We start from the raw sequence: 14,563 nt of genomic DNA, 5'->3' as shown, positions 1-14,563 counted from the left end.
TGGCACGCGCTTACACAAGGCCGGTGTTCACATTCGATTGTTATGAAACTTTCGGCTGTAGTCATTGACTGTTTCAACCAGTGCCGTGACGTGTTCAGGCGGAATGTGAGGAAGGATGCCGTGGCCGAGATTAAAAACATGGCCAGATCCCTCACCGTAATCGTCCAGTAATTGTTTGGTTTTTTCGATTATTACAGAGGGAGGTGCCAATAAGGTCACGGGATCGAGATTACCCTGCAAGGAAACCTGCTTTCCTACGCGGCGTTTCGCGTCATTAATGTCCGTGGTCCAATCCAGCCCCACACACTGGCAACCCGTTTCCGCGATAGTCTCCAACCATCCCCCCCCGCCTTTGGTAAAAAGAATGATGGGAATATCCGGGGCATGGTGTTTAAGATAATGGACGATGTTCTGCATATAAACCAACGAAAACTGTTGGTAATCCCGCGTTGAAAGCACCCCGCCCCAGGTATCAAAAACCATGACCGCATCCACACCGTGGCTGATTTGTGCGTGCAGGTAAGACTGAATGGAGACTGTTAATTTGGTAAGCAGCCGGTGCAGGACCTCCGGAGCGCTGTAAAGCATTTTTTTAATGGCATAAAAGGCATGAGTCGCCTGCCCTTCCACCATGTACGTTGCCAGGGTAAACGGGCTGCCGGAGAAACCGATGAGCGGCAGGCGGCCTGCCAGGGAGGATTTAATCAACTGGACTGCGTCCATGACATACTTCAGCTCACTGCCCGGATCGATGGACGGCAATTCCTCAACGTCAGCCGCCGATTGAATGGTTTTCGCAAAGACCGGTCCCCGCTGTTCGATGATACTCACGCCCATGCCCATGGCATCGGGAATGGTTAAAATATCAGAAAACAAAATGGCCGCATCCAACTCATACCGGGTAATGGGCTGCAGGGTCACTTCGCAGGCCAACTCGGGCGTTTTGCAAAGCGTCATAAAATCACCGGCCTTGTCGCGGGTCTTTAAGTATTCCGGTAAATACCGCCCGGCCTGCCTCATAATCCAGATGGGGGTTTTATCCACCGGCTCTCGTTTTAATGCCCGAATGAATCGATAATTCGTATCCATACCGCTCCTCAGTAGTGTCAATGCTCAGATCGATTTAAGCCAGGCCGCAATCTGCCTGGCTGAATAGGTAATGATTAAATCCGCACCGGCTCTTTTGACTGCCAGCGTCTGTTCCAGTACCACGTCACGCTCATTAATCCACCCGGCTTTGGCTGCCGCTTTTATCATGGCGTATTCCCCCCCCACGCAATAAGCGGCCAAGGGGACATGGGGAAACGACATTTTCATTTTGGCAATGATATCCAGATAGAACAGCGCCGGCTTCACCATCACGATGTCCGCGCCTTCGGCAATGTCCAATGCGGTTTCACTGAAAGCTTGAGCACTATTGGCCGGATCCATCTGATAGGATTTTCGATTGCCCTGCGAAGGCATCGAATCCACCGCCGTTCGAAAAGGACTGTAGAGGGACGAGGCATATTTGGCGGAATAACTCATAATGGGAAGATGTGAAAAACCGGCCGCATCTAATCCTTTGCGAATGGAATCAATCATGCCATCCATCATTCCGCTCGGCGCCACGACATCCACGCCCGCTTCAGCATGGACAACGGCTTGTTTTGCCAACAGCGGCAGGGTGGCATCGTTGTTAACGTCCGGATGACCCAGCAGATTGTCAACCACACCGCAATGGCCGTGGGTGGTGTATTCGCAAAAACACAGATCGGTCATCACCACTAATTCAGGAAATTCCTTTTTGATGGCGGCAACCGCCTGAGGGATGACTTCTTCTTTATTCCAGGCACCGGAGCCCAGATCGTCTTTATGCTCCGGCAGGCCGAATAATAGAACCGCGTTGACACCCAAGGCAACGACCTCCTTCAGTTCCAGTAGCAGCATGTCTTTCGAGAATTGAAAACAACCCGGCATGGCCGATATTTCTTTTTTTATTTTTTTACCGTGAGTCACAAAAAGGGGGTAAATCAGGTGGTCTAACTGGATGTGGTTTTCTCGTACCAGGTCTCTTATACCGGGGTTGTAGCGCAGTCTTCTCAGGCGGGTAGCGGGGAAAAAAGACATAAACTCTCCACGAGAAAACATGTGGAATAATTATAGACAATAACTGATAAATTTTCTTGCTATGTGTACAATAATTGTCTATAACCTGTGTATGTCCCTTAAATCTTATCCCTAATTGCCGAGTACTTTTTAACTTTTAAGGTGGCGGTATGTATGAAGAGATTGCATTGTATCAGCTTATCTCATAAAAATTATGATATTCAAGTGCGTAGTCGATTTAGCATGTCTCCAGAACAGTGTTCAATCGCGTTGAATGAGTTATGCGAGCTTGAGACAGTCAATGAGGCGTGCATTCTTAATACCTGTAACCGGTTTGAGATTGTCTGCATCGTCTCCGATCCCGGCATTGTCTTTTCATGGCTTTCATTAAGAACGAAGACCAATCTTAATGAGTTATTGAACTATTTTGTTGATCTGTCCGGCATTGATGCCTTAAAGCACATCATGCGTGTTGTTGCTGGGCTGGAAGCTAAAATCTACGGTGAAAAAAACATCAATGGCCAGGTCAAACAGGCATTTCTGGAAGCAAAAAAGAATAACCTCATAGGCCATACCCTGGAAACCATCTACGCCTACAGCTTTCAGGTGTCAAAAGCCATTCAAAATCACATTGCGTTACCCATGTCATCCATTACGCAATGTTTTTTTCATGAGCTTGATGCGCAATACAGCGACCGGTATAACAAAAATTTCCTTTTTATAGGCACCGGTAAACTGGTCAAAGAAGTGTTGACGAACCTTATTCCTTATGAACCGAGCCAAATTGTTGTCGCATCCCATAATCCGGAAAGAGTTTGCGACGAGTTACGGCGAGTAGCCACGGTGATTCACATCAACGACATTGCACCGTATCTTTTCAATACCGATGTTATTTTTTCCGCAACGAATACCACCGAACCCATTTTAAAAGACAGTGACTATGGTCATTTTAATCCGAAAAGGCAAATTTATATCGCGGATGCGTCTTTGCCTCGCAGTTTCGACACGTCAATCCGACGTTACACCAATGTAAGGTACTTTGATGTCGATGACTTAGCCTCTCTCTCTGAAAAAGAGAATAAAAGCAAATATGGCAATCTTGACCAATACCTCGACGGGCTTATTAATAAAGAAGTCCTTTCATTGCAGCAGATACTCGACAAATCCTACATGAGTAAAATCATTGAACCGCAACGGGAAATTCTCAGACAATACCTAGACAATGTGGTGGCTAAGACCATTAACGATGCCGATTTCAAGGTGAATCCTGAAAAACATGTCAAAAAACTAACCAAAGAATTATCCGGCACCATGCTGCATTTGTGTACTATACTGTTACGGCGTTGTTGTAAAGACAATGACATGAAAACCATCAATGACTTACGGACCTTGATTGAAAAACACAACAACAGCTACTTGTTGACCCAAAAAGTCGATGACCGCTGAAGACAAGTGACCAGCAAAGGGAATGACATGCATTTAAAACAGTTGATTTACACCAGCAAAGCCTTGCCTCAGGTAAATACACAGGACATTGAAGACATCTGGGAGCAATCATCAGCGAATAATAAAAATTGCGGCATCACCGGTGTCTTACTGTTTAATAAGTTTAAATTTGTGCAGATACTGGAGGGTGATTGCGCCGCCCTTTCGAATTTGTATAATCTTATCACCCAGGATAAAAGGCATCATGATGTCTTACTGGTTGGCTGTCAAGACATCATCGAAAGGGATTTTCCCTTCTGGTCTATGGGATACATTGCTGAAATCATGGTCAATAAATCCATTATCCTGAGGTATTCGCCAGACGAGGAATTTCACCCTGAACAGATGAGATACGAGTCGTTAAGGCGCATGCTGATCCAACTGTCAGCCAGCAAGATGAACATGACTTGATTTGAATTCATCCTGTGAAGATGGTATATCATTTATAAGAATGCTCAGGCTTCGGCCTCAAGTTCCATTACTAACAATAAAAAACCATCGGTATAAAAAAAGGAACAGGTATGTGGTTTTTATGGGTTAAATCATTTCACATCGTGGCCATTGTCACCTGGTTTGGCGGCTTGCTCTATTTACCCCGGTTATTCGTTTACCATACGCAAAGCACTGATCAAATCAGCATTGAGCGTTTTAAGATCATGGAGCGGCGTTTATATTACGGCATTATTTACCCTGCCGGCATTACAGCTACTGTCTTGGGTTTAATCCTGTTGTACGCCAATTGGCCTTATTACCTGTCCCAAGCCTGGATGCATGTCAAGCTCACAGCCGTGGTGATATTGTGGGCTTATCACCTGCTGTCCGGGCATTATCGGCGTTTGTTTGCTGAGGATAAAAATACCCGATCCACCCTTTTTTTTCGGGCGTTTAATGAATTTCCAACGATCCTGTTGATATTAATCGTCATTATGGTGGAAGTCCGGCCTTTTTAAAAGCACCCTGCCATTACAAGAGACATGTGACATGAAAAAAATAGTCTTCATGGCTTTATTTCTACTGGTTGGTTTCTCCCTTTACTTTTTTCTGCGTACGAAAGAAATAGAAACCATCCAACCCCGGGTAGAAAAAGCCGAAAAAATTGTCTATGCCACGGGCGAAGTCGAGCCGGTCAAGTGGGCCAAGATTGCGGCCAGCAAAACCGCAACGGTCGAACAAATCAATGTGGTCGAAGGCCAGGAAATTAAAGCAGGCCAGGTGTTGGCCTACCAGAATAACCGGGTTGAAAAAGCCGCACTGACAAGTTTTCTCTCACGACTGGATTACTTAAAAAAGGAAAATGAACGGTATCAGACGCTGCTCAAAAAAAATTTAGTCAGCGTCACTGCCGCAGAGGAAGCGCTTAGCAATTATGAACAGGCTCTGGCCAATTATGAGGGCCAGAAGAAATTGCTTGACCGGATAACACTGGTGTCACCCATTGACGGCATCCTGTTACGAAAAGACATTGAACTCGGTGAGCTGGCAAAAAGCGGCACCACCATTTTTTGGGTGGGCAAGCCCAAACCACTGCAAATCACCGCCCTCGTGGATGAGGAAGACATTCCCTTAGTGCACATTGGCCAATTGGTCCTCATTAAATCAGATGCCTACCCCAATCAGGTCATGACTGGGAAAATAAAGAAAATGACACCCAAGGGGGATCCTGAAACCCGCCAATTCCGGGTGCGGATCAGTCTGCCCAACAACACCCCGCTATTGATAGGCATGACAGTGGAAATCAACATCGTGACCGAGGTGGTGGATGATGCGCTGATGGTTCCCTTAAGCGCCGTCTATGAAGGGAAAGTCTTTCGTAAAACCGCACAGGGTTATGAACCGATTGCCGTAAAGACCGGCATTACCACCCTGCAAAAAGTCCAACTCATCAGCGACAATGTTAAAGCCACAGACCGTTTGGTATTAAATCCCGCCCAATCGTTGAGGCACTGATTATGTTCTTCCTGTTGTCGATTGCAAACAAGTATTTAAATTATCATCGCCGGGCAACCATCGTGGCGGTGCTTGGGGTAGCGATTGGGGTGGGATTCTACATCGCACTCGCGGCCCTGCTGCAGGGACTGCAACAGTATTTTACCGAGCAGGTGATTAATAACTCGCCGCATATTGTCCTGAAAGACGAGTTCCGTACCGTGTCCAAACAACCGTCCGAACTCTATTTTACCAATCCGGATAATGTCCAGATGATGGGTTTAAAACCCAAAAACGATAACCGCGGCATCCGCGGCTCTCAAAAGATCATCAGCGGCTTGACGCAGCGGGCAGACATTGAAATATCCCCGGTATTGAGTGAGGAAATCTTTTTACAGGTGGGCAGCCGGACGGTGACTGCGTTGTTGTATGGCATCATTCCTAAAAAAGAAGAAAAGATCACCCACCTCAATGAACAACTCCTCAACGGCGCCAAATTATCGGATTTCTATACCACGCCCAATGGCATTATTCTCGGCGAGGGACTGGCCAGAAAGCTTGGCGTTAAACAAGGGGACAGCCTGTTTGCGACATCCAATCAGGGAAATAAACTGAACACCAAAGTCATCGGCTTATTCCGCAGTGGCATAGCCTCTCAGGACGATCAGCACTGTTACATGCTGCTGAATAAGGTTCAGGTGTTGGTTAAGAAAAAAAACACGTTAAACCAGATTAAAATGCGGGTGACTGGCGATGTCCAACAAGCCAACACCATTGCCAAGGAGATTGAAAACACGTATTTGTATAAAACCCAAAGCTGGCAAGAGCTTAATCAAAACATTTTTAGAGTCTTCACCATTCAGAATGGTGTGCTGTACACCTGTACCGCGGCCTTGTTGGCCATCGCTCTGTTCAGTATGTACAACATTATTTCCACCATCGTCAATGAAAAAAAGAAAGACATCGCCATACTAAAATCCATGGGTTTTCAGGTAACCGACATTCGAACCATTTTTTTACTTCAGGGCATCACCATCGGCGTGACCGGCTGTCTGCTGGGTTGGTTAATCGGTTTTACCCTGGTGGAAGGCTTATCCGCCATTCGCTTTGAGAACTCTGGGTTTACCCGAACACAAGGGTTTGTTCTGAACAAAAGTTACTCCAATTACCTCATCTCCGCTTTTTTTGCTTTCAGCATCTCCATCTTGGCGGCCATCCTGCCCGCTCGAAAGGCCTCGGCGTTATTGCCAGTCGATATTATTCGGGGGGACACCTGATGAGCCAGCAACAACCCGTACTGCAAGCGGTAGCATTAAATAAAGTCCTGGACCTGAGACCGCAACCCGTTCAGTTGGTAAGAGGGGTGGATCTGGCCATCTACCCCGGGGAATTTGTCACCATCACCGGGCCATCCGGATCGGGTAAATCCTCCCTGCTTTTTCTATTGGGGCTGCTGGACAAACCCACCTCCGGCACCTTGATCATTGACAACCAGGTCACCAATCAAATGAATGCGGAACAATTGGCGCAGTTGCGGCTTGAAAAAATAGGCTTTGTGTTTCAATTTCATTTTCTGATCCAGGAATTTACGGCCATTGAAAATGTCTTGTTGCCGATGCGAAAACTCAATCGCTACGGAGAAAGCGCAGCTTATGATCGGGCCAAAAGCCTGTTGGCTCATTTTGGGCTTGAGAAAAAAATCAACCGCCGACCCAATGAACTTTCAGGAGGAGAACGGCAACGCGTGGCCATAGCCAGAGCATTGGCGAATAATCCCGCCATTATTATCGCGGATGAACCGACAGGAAACCTAGACTCCACGAATGCCGAAATCGTCATCAATCTGTTGACGACGCTTGCGCATGAGGAACAAAAAGCCGTGCTGGTGGTCACTCACAACCTGGATTACGCCAGGACTGCCGATAAAGACATTAAGCTGATGGACGGGGCCCTCCGCGATACCGGCGGCGCTTAACTCACAGGCTTTATTTTTTCAGGGTTTCTTTTAAAGTATCTTCAGCCGCCGACAAGGTTTTTTCTATCTCCTGACGGCCATGGCAGATGGAAACAAATCCGGCCTCAAACATGGAGGGAGCCAGGTAGACTCCTTTGTTAAGCATGCCATGGAAAAAAAGGTTAAATAAGGTTTCATCGCCCTTTGCCACATCATCAAAATTGGCAATCCGTTTATCGGGGTTAAAAAAGTAACCAAACATCCCCCCTCTCGAAGCACCATGCAGAGGAACCCCCAGCCGCTCGCCCAGATCGTTAAAGCCCTGGATTAATGACTCCGTGGTTTGCGAGAGACGGTCAAAAAAGCCAGGCTCAGTCAATTGATTAATCGTAGCCAACCCCACGGTCATGACAAAGGGATTACCCGACAGGGTTCCAGCCTGGTAAACGCCACCTACCGGGGCCAGGCAGTCCATGATGTCCGCACGGCCGCCCAACGCCCCCACCGGCATCCCGCCGCCGATGACTTTACCGAGGGTAGTCAGGTCCGGCCTGATGTTAAACAGGGATTGCGCACCGCCTAAGGCCACCCGAAATCCGGTCATCACTTCATCAAATATCAATACGGCGTTGTGCTGGTCGCATAAGGCCCTAAGCCCTTGCAAAAACCCATCCTCAGGCAATACAAATCCCATGTTGCCGCAGATGGGCTCGACAATGATGGCGGCGATATCCTCACTGTAAGTGTCAAACAGCATGGCCACCTCATCCAACCGGTTGTAATTGGCAATGAGCGTATGTTCGGTCACGCTGGCCGGAACACCCGGGGTTGAGGGGATGCCTAAGGTCAACACACCCGATCCGGCTTTTGCCAGCAGGCAATCGCTGTGACCATGGTAACAGCCTTTGAATTTAATGATTTTATTGCGTCCGGTGTAGCCCCGCGCCAGCCGAATGGCGGTCATTGCCGCCTCCGTGCCCGAATTCATCATGCGGATTTTTTCAAGGGCAGGCATCAATTCGGTGATTCGTTCCCCTAATTGTATTTCCTGTACGCTCGGTGCGCCAAAACTTAAAAAATGACCCAGCGCTTCACGGGCCGCTTCAATCACCGCCTTATTGCAATGCCCTAAAATCATGGGTCCCCAGGATCCGACATAATCAATGTATTCATGGCCATCGACATCGATCAGATAAGCCCCTCGCCCTTCCTTAAAAAAAACAGGTGTTCCACCCACTGACTTAAAGGCTCTCACCGGGGAGTTCACACCGCCCGGGAAAAGGGCTTGTGCCTGTTCAAAGTATTGAGTAGATAAGGTCATGATTAATTCCTTATGCAGCGGCTTGATAATTCAACAAGTTAATTAACTATAGAACATGGGCATCACTTCCTCCATGGCAGCGAACTGTGCCTCCCCCTCTGGCTACGGGTGTTCAGCCTTCTGTTCACAATAAACCCGGATGGCTTCTATGGTCCCTGCCAGTGAACTTTCTCTGGGCAACAAGACATTGCCATCATAATAGTTGTTAATGGTTTGAAGCGTTGACTGCCCCAGAGCCACTGGAATAATGTGGGGTAATTCCCCCTGGGATTCAAAAAAAAATCTGGCAATCAGGCTGCTGCTGAACACGATAAAATCATGGTCCTTCAGTGTCAGAGGCGACGCGTGGGAGACCGGCACACTCTGGTAAACAGGGAGTGCCGTCACTTTGGCGTGGCGTTCGCGCAACACGTCTTCCAGATGCTTTCTTGAATCGAGGTTATTGGGCAGCAATATTCTCCATCCGTCCAGATTATGCGGTAAAGCCGCGAGAATGCCTTCCTGGCTGTATTCATCAGGTACCAAAGACGGCTTAATGTGCAGGGAAAGCAAATGGTTGGCTGTTTCCTGGCCTACCGGAATGATGCGGTGATTGACCAGAAGTCCCTGAGGATTGTCAGTCTCTTGTTGAAGCCGGGTAAGAAAAAAATCGACGGCATTGGCGCTTGCAAAGATGATGGTGTCATGCGCCTTGATGAACTCGCTGGTGATTTTTTCAAGAAATGATGTGGGAACTAAGTCCAGCACCGGATGAAACAGGGGCGTCCCGCCCCATTTTCTGACCATGTCGGCTATTTTCTGGCTTTTCTCCGCACTGCGAAGCAGGATAATACGCCGATTGTCCAAGGGAAGCGGGTTAGTGTCCATGCGCTTTAAGCCACTCCAAGGTGTTCCTGGCCAATTCATCGATGGCTCGTAAACGGTCTTTTTTGGGGAAATCCACTTCATTGAGATAAAAATGAGTGAGTTTTTCATTGGACAAAAACAATTTCATCCTTAATGAATCTCCCTCTTCCGTGGTATATAAACCCAGCGGCGCTTTGCAGTCGAGGCCTACATGACTTAAAAAATGAAGATCGGAGGTGGAGATCAGCTCCTGATGGCTGTCATTGATGGCTTGACAACAGTCGATGGCGAACTCATCCCCTTGACGGGTTTGCAACGCGATAACCCCTTGCCCTGGTGCCGGAATAAAACGCGTGGGATCGAGTGCCTCCTGAATCAGATCGGTTAATTCAAGGCGAATCAACCCTGCTTCCGATAACAGGATTCCCTGAACGGGCATTTCTTTTATTTTATCCAGGCGGGTCAATACATTGCCACGAATGGGAAGCGTCTGGATATCCGGACGTAAATACTTCAACAGGGCTTTGCGTCTTAAACTGCCGGTGGCAATGAGGGCCCCTTCCGGCAAGGTATCGAATGTCACATCGTTTTCTTTAAACACCAGAACATCCCGCTGCCCTTCCGGTTTTAAATACCCCGACAACTGCAACCCTTTGGCAAGATTGGTGGTAATGTCCTTCAGGCTATGCACCGCGATATCCGCCAGATCATCAAGCAATGCCTGTTCTATTTCCTTAATAAAAATCCCCTTACCGCCAATTTCATGCAGGGGTTTGGTTAAATCCCTGTCGCCTTGGGTGGTTAAAGGCACGATCGAGACGGTTGTGCGCTTGTCGAGAAACTGCTCCAGCCTGCTTTTTACAATCTCGGCCTGAATCAGGGCCAGTTTCGATGCTCGTGTAGCCAAACGAATGTTCTTTGTCATCATAAACCCTCTGGGTTATTCGCTAGAAAATGTAAGTATAGAAGGGTTAAAGATTAATCCAATCCCTGGTTTTTAAATAATAATCCACTAATTCTGCCTCAGCACTCTGTTTCTGCACTGAGTATTCATAAGACCAGCTCACATACGGCGGCAGTGACATCAGAATGGACTCCGTCCTGCCGCCAAACTGCAGTCCAAACAAGGTACCCCGGTCATAGACCAGATTGAATTCCACATAACGTCCGCGGCGGTACAATTGAAATTGACGCTCCCGCTCCCCATACTCCATGGTGTGTCTTTTGGCCACGATGGGGAGATAGGCCTCCAGGTATTTTTCGCCTACCCGTTTAACAAACGCAAACGTCGTGTCGAAATCCCAACGGTTTAAATCATCAAAAAAAAGCCCCCCTATTCCTCTCGGCTCGCGACGATGCTTAATGTAAAAATACTCATCGGCCCTCTCTTTAAACTCCAAATAACAATCCTTGCCAAAGGGTTCACACGCCTCCAGTGCTTTTTGATGCCATAACTGGCAATCCTCAACGAAACCATAGTAAGGGGTTAAATCGAAGCCGCCGCCAAACCACCAAAGCGGCGCCTTGTTTTCCCTTTCCATATAAAATAGCCGCAGATTAGCATGGGAAGTGGGTGCGTAAGGATTTTGCGGGTGAATGACAATGGAAATGCCCGTGCTGGAGAAGGGTAACCCGGTCAGGTCTTTTCGATGCACCAGGGATGCAGGCGGCAGGGTCGCTGAATGGACATAAGAGACGTTCGCGCCCCCCTTCTCAATGACTAAGCCGTGCTCCAGTACACAAGTCAATCCTTCGCCCACCCCGCTGGTCCAGGCGTCTTTTTTAAATTCCTGCTCGGGCTCAAACCGGCTAAGCTCTGCGCAGACTCTGCGTTGTAAATCCAGAAAATAGGCTTTTGCATTGGTTATCCGATCATTTCCCATACTCATTTCCTTTTAACGCAAGGCTTGACAGATTACTGAAACCAATACGATTCCAGGGCTGTGCCTCGATAATGAGGCAGGTATTGCAGGAAGAATTTCCGAGCCTCGTCTTTTTTATGCAACTTTAACAAACAGGTTAAATAAGTCTGGGTAAATAACTCACCCTGAGCATCGCTTCCCCCCAATTGATTAAATTTCATGATGATGGGCGCTAACAACTGATGCGCGCGGGGATAATCGTCGTGAGTGTAGGCATAAGTCGCCTGGCAAAAAGGCAGGATGATGTGCTGCCAGAGATAATGATTTTTCCCTTGCGGTAAATTCCTGGCGTACTCCATGACGGACTCGATGGCACGCTGTGCCTGCGCTTCCTGCTCAGCGCGGGCCAGGCAGTAGATGTAATGAATGTTATTAAACCCGGTGTACTGCTCGTAAGGATAATTATCAAGGTATTGTGCAATGTAGGTCGTGCCATAGGCCTGCGGCAGGCCGGCCAGTTCGAGCCGCCACAACAGGGAAATGCCGTCTAACTGCTCGGTACACAGTTCAGGCAGCGAACCAAAAATCTGCGGAAACAACAGCATGACCTGCTCTTCATCCCGCATGGCTAAATAAAACAAGGCGATATGCCAGGTATTGTGGCCTTTAAGCAGGGGCAGAATACTGTCCCAGGTGGGTTTAAAGTCTTCCAGGTGTTTACGCCCTGATTCAATCTGATTGGTATTTAAATAATAATGTGCAAGGGTATGATGCGCCCAGGGGGACACACGCTCAATCGCTACCGCTTCCTGAGCCACCGCACAGGCCCGCGTCAGGTGGCCGCTTAACTCCAGAGCAAAGGAATACATGGCCAGAAAATGCGGGTCGGTCTTATTTTCATTGACCATGCTTTCACAGAGCGCTAAATAGCGTTTCGCCTGATAAGCCTGACCCGTGCAGTAAAACAGCCATTCCGAAAATTTTAAGGCGAGTGTGTCGCGCGGGTACAGACGGATTAAAGCGGTCAAGCCAATGATCGCCGCGTCATAATCCAGATTCATCCAGCTTTTAACCGCTTCAAAAAACAATTGTTCCCGTAAATTAGCGCTGCTTAAATATTTTTCAGCCTTAAGCAGATGCGTGCGGGCCAGCGCCGTGGCTTCGCTGTTCTGGCCATAAAGATAAAAAGCAGCACTGTAAACCTGCACCAGCACCTCCTGAGGATTATTTTCTGCCGTAGACAGGATGTCATTCGCCAGGGGGCCAGAAGCAATAATTTGGTGGTGAAAGTGATCAAGCGCGGCCGCAATTTCCATTGAAGTGGTAGAAACAGGTAATCCAAAACGTGTATCCATATTCAATTCCGACTTACAACACTCTTTAAGAATAGTCGAGGAATTGGCATTTTGCGAACAGGGGGATTACGCGTTACATTCCGCAAAAATACCCTGAGTAGCCGCTATTCTTTGAGTGAATAAGGTCATTTATTGTTAAATACTCCCCCTGAACCCGGTTGTTGGCTGCGGATAAGCAGGCGTCCAGGAAGTGAGGCCTTCCTTGATTTTGCTGCTGGTTAATTTCTCATTCACATGGTCAATGTCTTTAATGAGTTTATCCATAGCCATTTTTAGTTCCTGACGACTATCATCGCTTAAGTCCACACTGTGTTGCAGGAAGAAGGAGGATTTTTTAATCTCAGTTAAGGTTTCATCCATAAACGTACGCGAATTGGTTTTGCGGATTTCCTTCAATACAGTGGAGAAATAGTACAGCAAGGCCGGTATGCCCGTCGTCTCATTAATGGTCTTAGGACTTAAACTGAATGCTTCTTTGTTTTTATTCCAGAAATGCGGTTTATAGTGTTTTTTAACAATGTCCATGACCGTGAGCAGGGTCTGCTTTAAATCATCGCAAACCCCTTTTTCAAACTCGCTTTCATCAAACAAACTGGCTTGATAGGCCATAACAAACCGGTTATCGGCCAAATAACTCTTGATTAAATCCTGTTTGGTCGGTCGGGTAAGGGACATGGAGATGACCATGGAGCCGAATTGGCTTTGCACATGGGGTTTATCAGCAAAGGTAGAGATGGCTTTTTCTGCGCTGATGCCGTCAACATAGGCATCGCTGACGTGACGCAGAAAAATCTGTAAACCCAATTCCTGAGGAGTGAAGGGTCTGTCTTTGAGCATGGAACTGGTGATCGCGTTGAAGAGGTACCCTTTAGCGACATCTTTTGCTGACAACGAGCCATATGATAATTGCCAATCAAAGGCACTGTTTTTTACCAGTTCATTCAACACTGGTTCAAGCAAAAGATAGATACCTTTTACGATCATTTCTCGAGGTGGGATTATCTGTTCCATGGGAATGTCAGGAATTTTCAGTGCTTTCGCTTCCGGTCCCATTACTGCGGTAATATCGGATTTTTTATCGAAGGGTCTGGATGTACGATATTCACCAGACAGCAAGGTCGTAAGATACTCTTCCAATTCCAGTTTCTCAGTCATGGCCAACTCCATTTGTCCACCATGTCTAATTATAGAACATAATGACTGCTTTTTTTATTTAAATCAGTCAAATTGTTTTATTAGTGAACAAAATATTGATTTTATCAAGCCCTTATAGATTAAAAATGACTCATAAAAGACAAAAATAAGTCACAACCAACTGGCAACTATTGACTAAATATTATACACTTATGCTTAGTGAATAAGGCTGGGAGAATTCATCATGAAAGGGATCATTTTAGCACCTATTATCATGGGCTTAACGGCCTGTGGTTACGTCAATACCTCCGTTAATGATTATGTCGTCACCAAGCCGTGTTGCGGCACAAACTACGTGTCCAGTGCCTGTTGCCCCACCACCGTCGTCAGACCCGTTGTCAAGCGATGCTGCACCTCCGTGGTCACTACACCGGTCGTGACAAACGCCTGCTGCGGCTCCACTGTTGTACGCAGTACGCCGGTTTACAATTCAGTCACCTACATTGAACAGGAACCAATGGATACTTACACGGACATCTCCGCGACCTCCATTGATTATGACTATTATTAACAGCGAAGCCGGGTTTGCGCG

15 protein-coding genes are annotated in these 14,563 nt (G+C 47.4%); 7 read left to right on the top strand and 8 right to left on the bottom strand.

Features of this window, described 5'->3' with window-relative positions; translation table 11 throughout:
- Positions 1 to 27 precede the first annotated feature (27 nt).
- On the bottom strand, positions 28 to 1,089 hold the full coding sequence (hemE, locus tag DYE45_RS03070; RefSeq protein ID WP_108294565.1) for a uroporphyrinogen decarboxylase: 1,062 nt from the start codon (positions 1,087 to 1,089) through the stop codon (positions 28 to 30).
- Positions 1,090 to 1,113: 24 nt separating this feature from the next.
- Positions 1,114 to 2,109 carry a porphobilinogen synthase gene (hemB, locus tag DYE45_RS03065; protein ID WP_108294563.1) on the bottom strand — a complete coding sequence of 332 codons (996 nt, stop codon included), beginning with the start codon at positions 2,107 to 2,109 and terminating at the stop codon, positions 1,114 to 1,116.
- A gap of 153 nt (positions 2,110 to 2,262) precedes the next feature.
- On the opposite strand from hemB, the gene DYE45_RS03060 reads away from it, so the two are divergent.
- From DYE45_RS03060 to DYE45_RS03035, 6 genes are all read left to right on the top strand, one after another.
- Positions 2,263 to 3,534: a glutamyl-tRNA reductase gene (locus DYE45_RS03060; RefSeq protein WP_115300453.1), complete on the top strand. Its 1,272-nt coding sequence runs from the start codon at positions 2,263 to 2,265 to the stop codon at positions 3,532 to 3,534.
- Positions 3,535 to 3,561: 27 nt separating this feature from the next.
- Positions 3,562 to 3,984, top strand: a complete 423-nt coding sequence (locus DYE45_RS03055) for a BLUF domain-containing protein (protein WP_108294559.1) — start codon at positions 3,562 to 3,564, stop codon at positions 3,982 to 3,984.
- 110 nt (positions 3,985 to 4,094) lie between these two features.
- A complete protein-coding gene (hemJ, locus tag DYE45_RS03050) occupies positions 4,095 to 4,523 on the top strand; it encodes a protoporphyrinogen oxidase HemJ (protein WP_108294557.1) in 429 nt (142 codons plus the stop codon).
- 31 nt (positions 4,524 to 4,554) lie between these two features.
- The gene (locus DYE45_RS03045; protein ID WP_108294555.1) at positions 4,555 to 5,520 is read left to right on the top strand and encodes an efflux RND transporter periplasmic adaptor subunit; all 966 of its coding nucleotides are present in this window, start codon (positions 4,555 to 4,557) and stop codon (positions 5,518 to 5,520) included.
- 2 nt (positions 5,521 to 5,522) lie between these two features.
- Positions 5,523 to 6,776 (top strand): ABC transporter permease, encoded by a 1,254-nt coding sequence (locus DYE45_RS03040; protein ID WP_108294553.1) that lies wholly within the window; start codon positions 5,523 to 5,525, stop codon positions 6,774 to 6,776.
- Positions 6,776 to 7,474 carry an ABC transporter ATP-binding protein gene (locus tag DYE45_RS03035; protein ID WP_115300452.1) on the top strand — a complete coding sequence of 233 codons (699 nt, stop codon included), beginning with the start codon at positions 6,776 to 6,778 and terminating at the stop codon, positions 7,472 to 7,474. The genes DYE45_RS03040 and DYE45_RS03035 overlap by 1 nt, the downstream gene beginning before the upstream one ends.
- Positions 7,475 to 7,484: 10 nt before the next feature.
- Here the strand turns inward: DYE45_RS03035 and hemL are convergent, their stop codons facing one another.
- The 6 genes from hemL to DYE45_RS03005 form a co-directional block, all read right to left on the bottom strand.
- The gene (gene hemL, locus DYE45_RS03030) at positions 7,485 to 8,774 is read right to left on the bottom strand and encodes a glutamate-1-semialdehyde 2,1-aminomutase (RefSeq protein WP_108294549.1); all 1,290 of its coding nucleotides are present in this window, start codon (positions 8,772 to 8,774) and stop codon (positions 7,485 to 7,487) included.
- 102 nt (positions 8,775 to 8,876) lie between these two features.
- Complete coding sequence (locus DYE45_RS03025; RefSeq protein WP_160160664.1) at positions 8,877 to 9,641, bottom strand: uroporphyrinogen-III synthase; 765 nt, start codon at positions 9,639 to 9,641, stop codon at positions 8,877 to 8,879.
- Positions 9,631 to 10,548, bottom strand: a complete 918-nt coding sequence (gene hemC / locus DYE45_RS03020) for a hydroxymethylbilane synthase (protein ID WP_108294545.1) — start codon at positions 10,546 to 10,548, stop codon at positions 9,631 to 9,633. The genes DYE45_RS03025 and hemC overlap by 11 nt, the downstream gene beginning before the upstream one ends.
- A gap of 43 nt (positions 10,549 to 10,591) precedes the next feature.
- Positions 10,592 to 11,503, bottom strand: a complete 912-nt coding sequence (hemF, locus tag DYE45_RS03015) for an oxygen-dependent coproporphyrinogen oxidase (protein WP_115300450.1) — start codon at positions 11,501 to 11,503, stop codon at positions 10,592 to 10,594.
- Between the two features lie 32 nt (positions 11,504 to 11,535).
- On the bottom strand, positions 11,536 to 12,837 hold the full coding sequence (locus DYE45_RS03010) for a tetratricopeptide repeat protein (protein ID WP_115300449.1): 1,302 nt from the start codon (positions 12,835 to 12,837) through the stop codon (positions 11,536 to 11,538).
- 135 nt (positions 12,838 to 12,972) lie between these two features.
- Positions 12,973 to 13,992 (bottom strand): hypothetical protein, encoded by a 1,020-nt coding sequence (locus DYE45_RS03005; protein WP_133138194.1) that lies wholly within the window; start codon positions 13,990 to 13,992, stop codon positions 12,973 to 12,975.
- Between the two features lie 223 nt (positions 13,993 to 14,215).
- On the opposite strand from DYE45_RS03005, the gene DYE45_RS03000 reads away from it, so the two are divergent.
- The gene (locus DYE45_RS03000; RefSeq protein WP_108294537.1) at positions 14,216 to 14,542 is read left to right on the top strand and encodes a hypothetical protein; all 327 of its coding nucleotides are present in this window, start codon (positions 14,216 to 14,218) and stop codon (positions 14,540 to 14,542) included.
- Positions 14,543 to 14,563: the final 21 nt, after the last annotated feature.

Origin of the sequence: Legionella taurinensis (genome assembly GCF_900452865.1) — a bacterium.
In the GTDB taxonomy this organism is placed as follows: domain Bacteria; phylum Pseudomonadota; class Gammaproteobacteria; order Legionellales; family Legionellaceae; genus Legionella_C; species Legionella_C taurinensis.
Note: the sequence above shows the minus strand (reverse complement) of the source record. Positions and strands in the feature narration are given on the sequence as shown.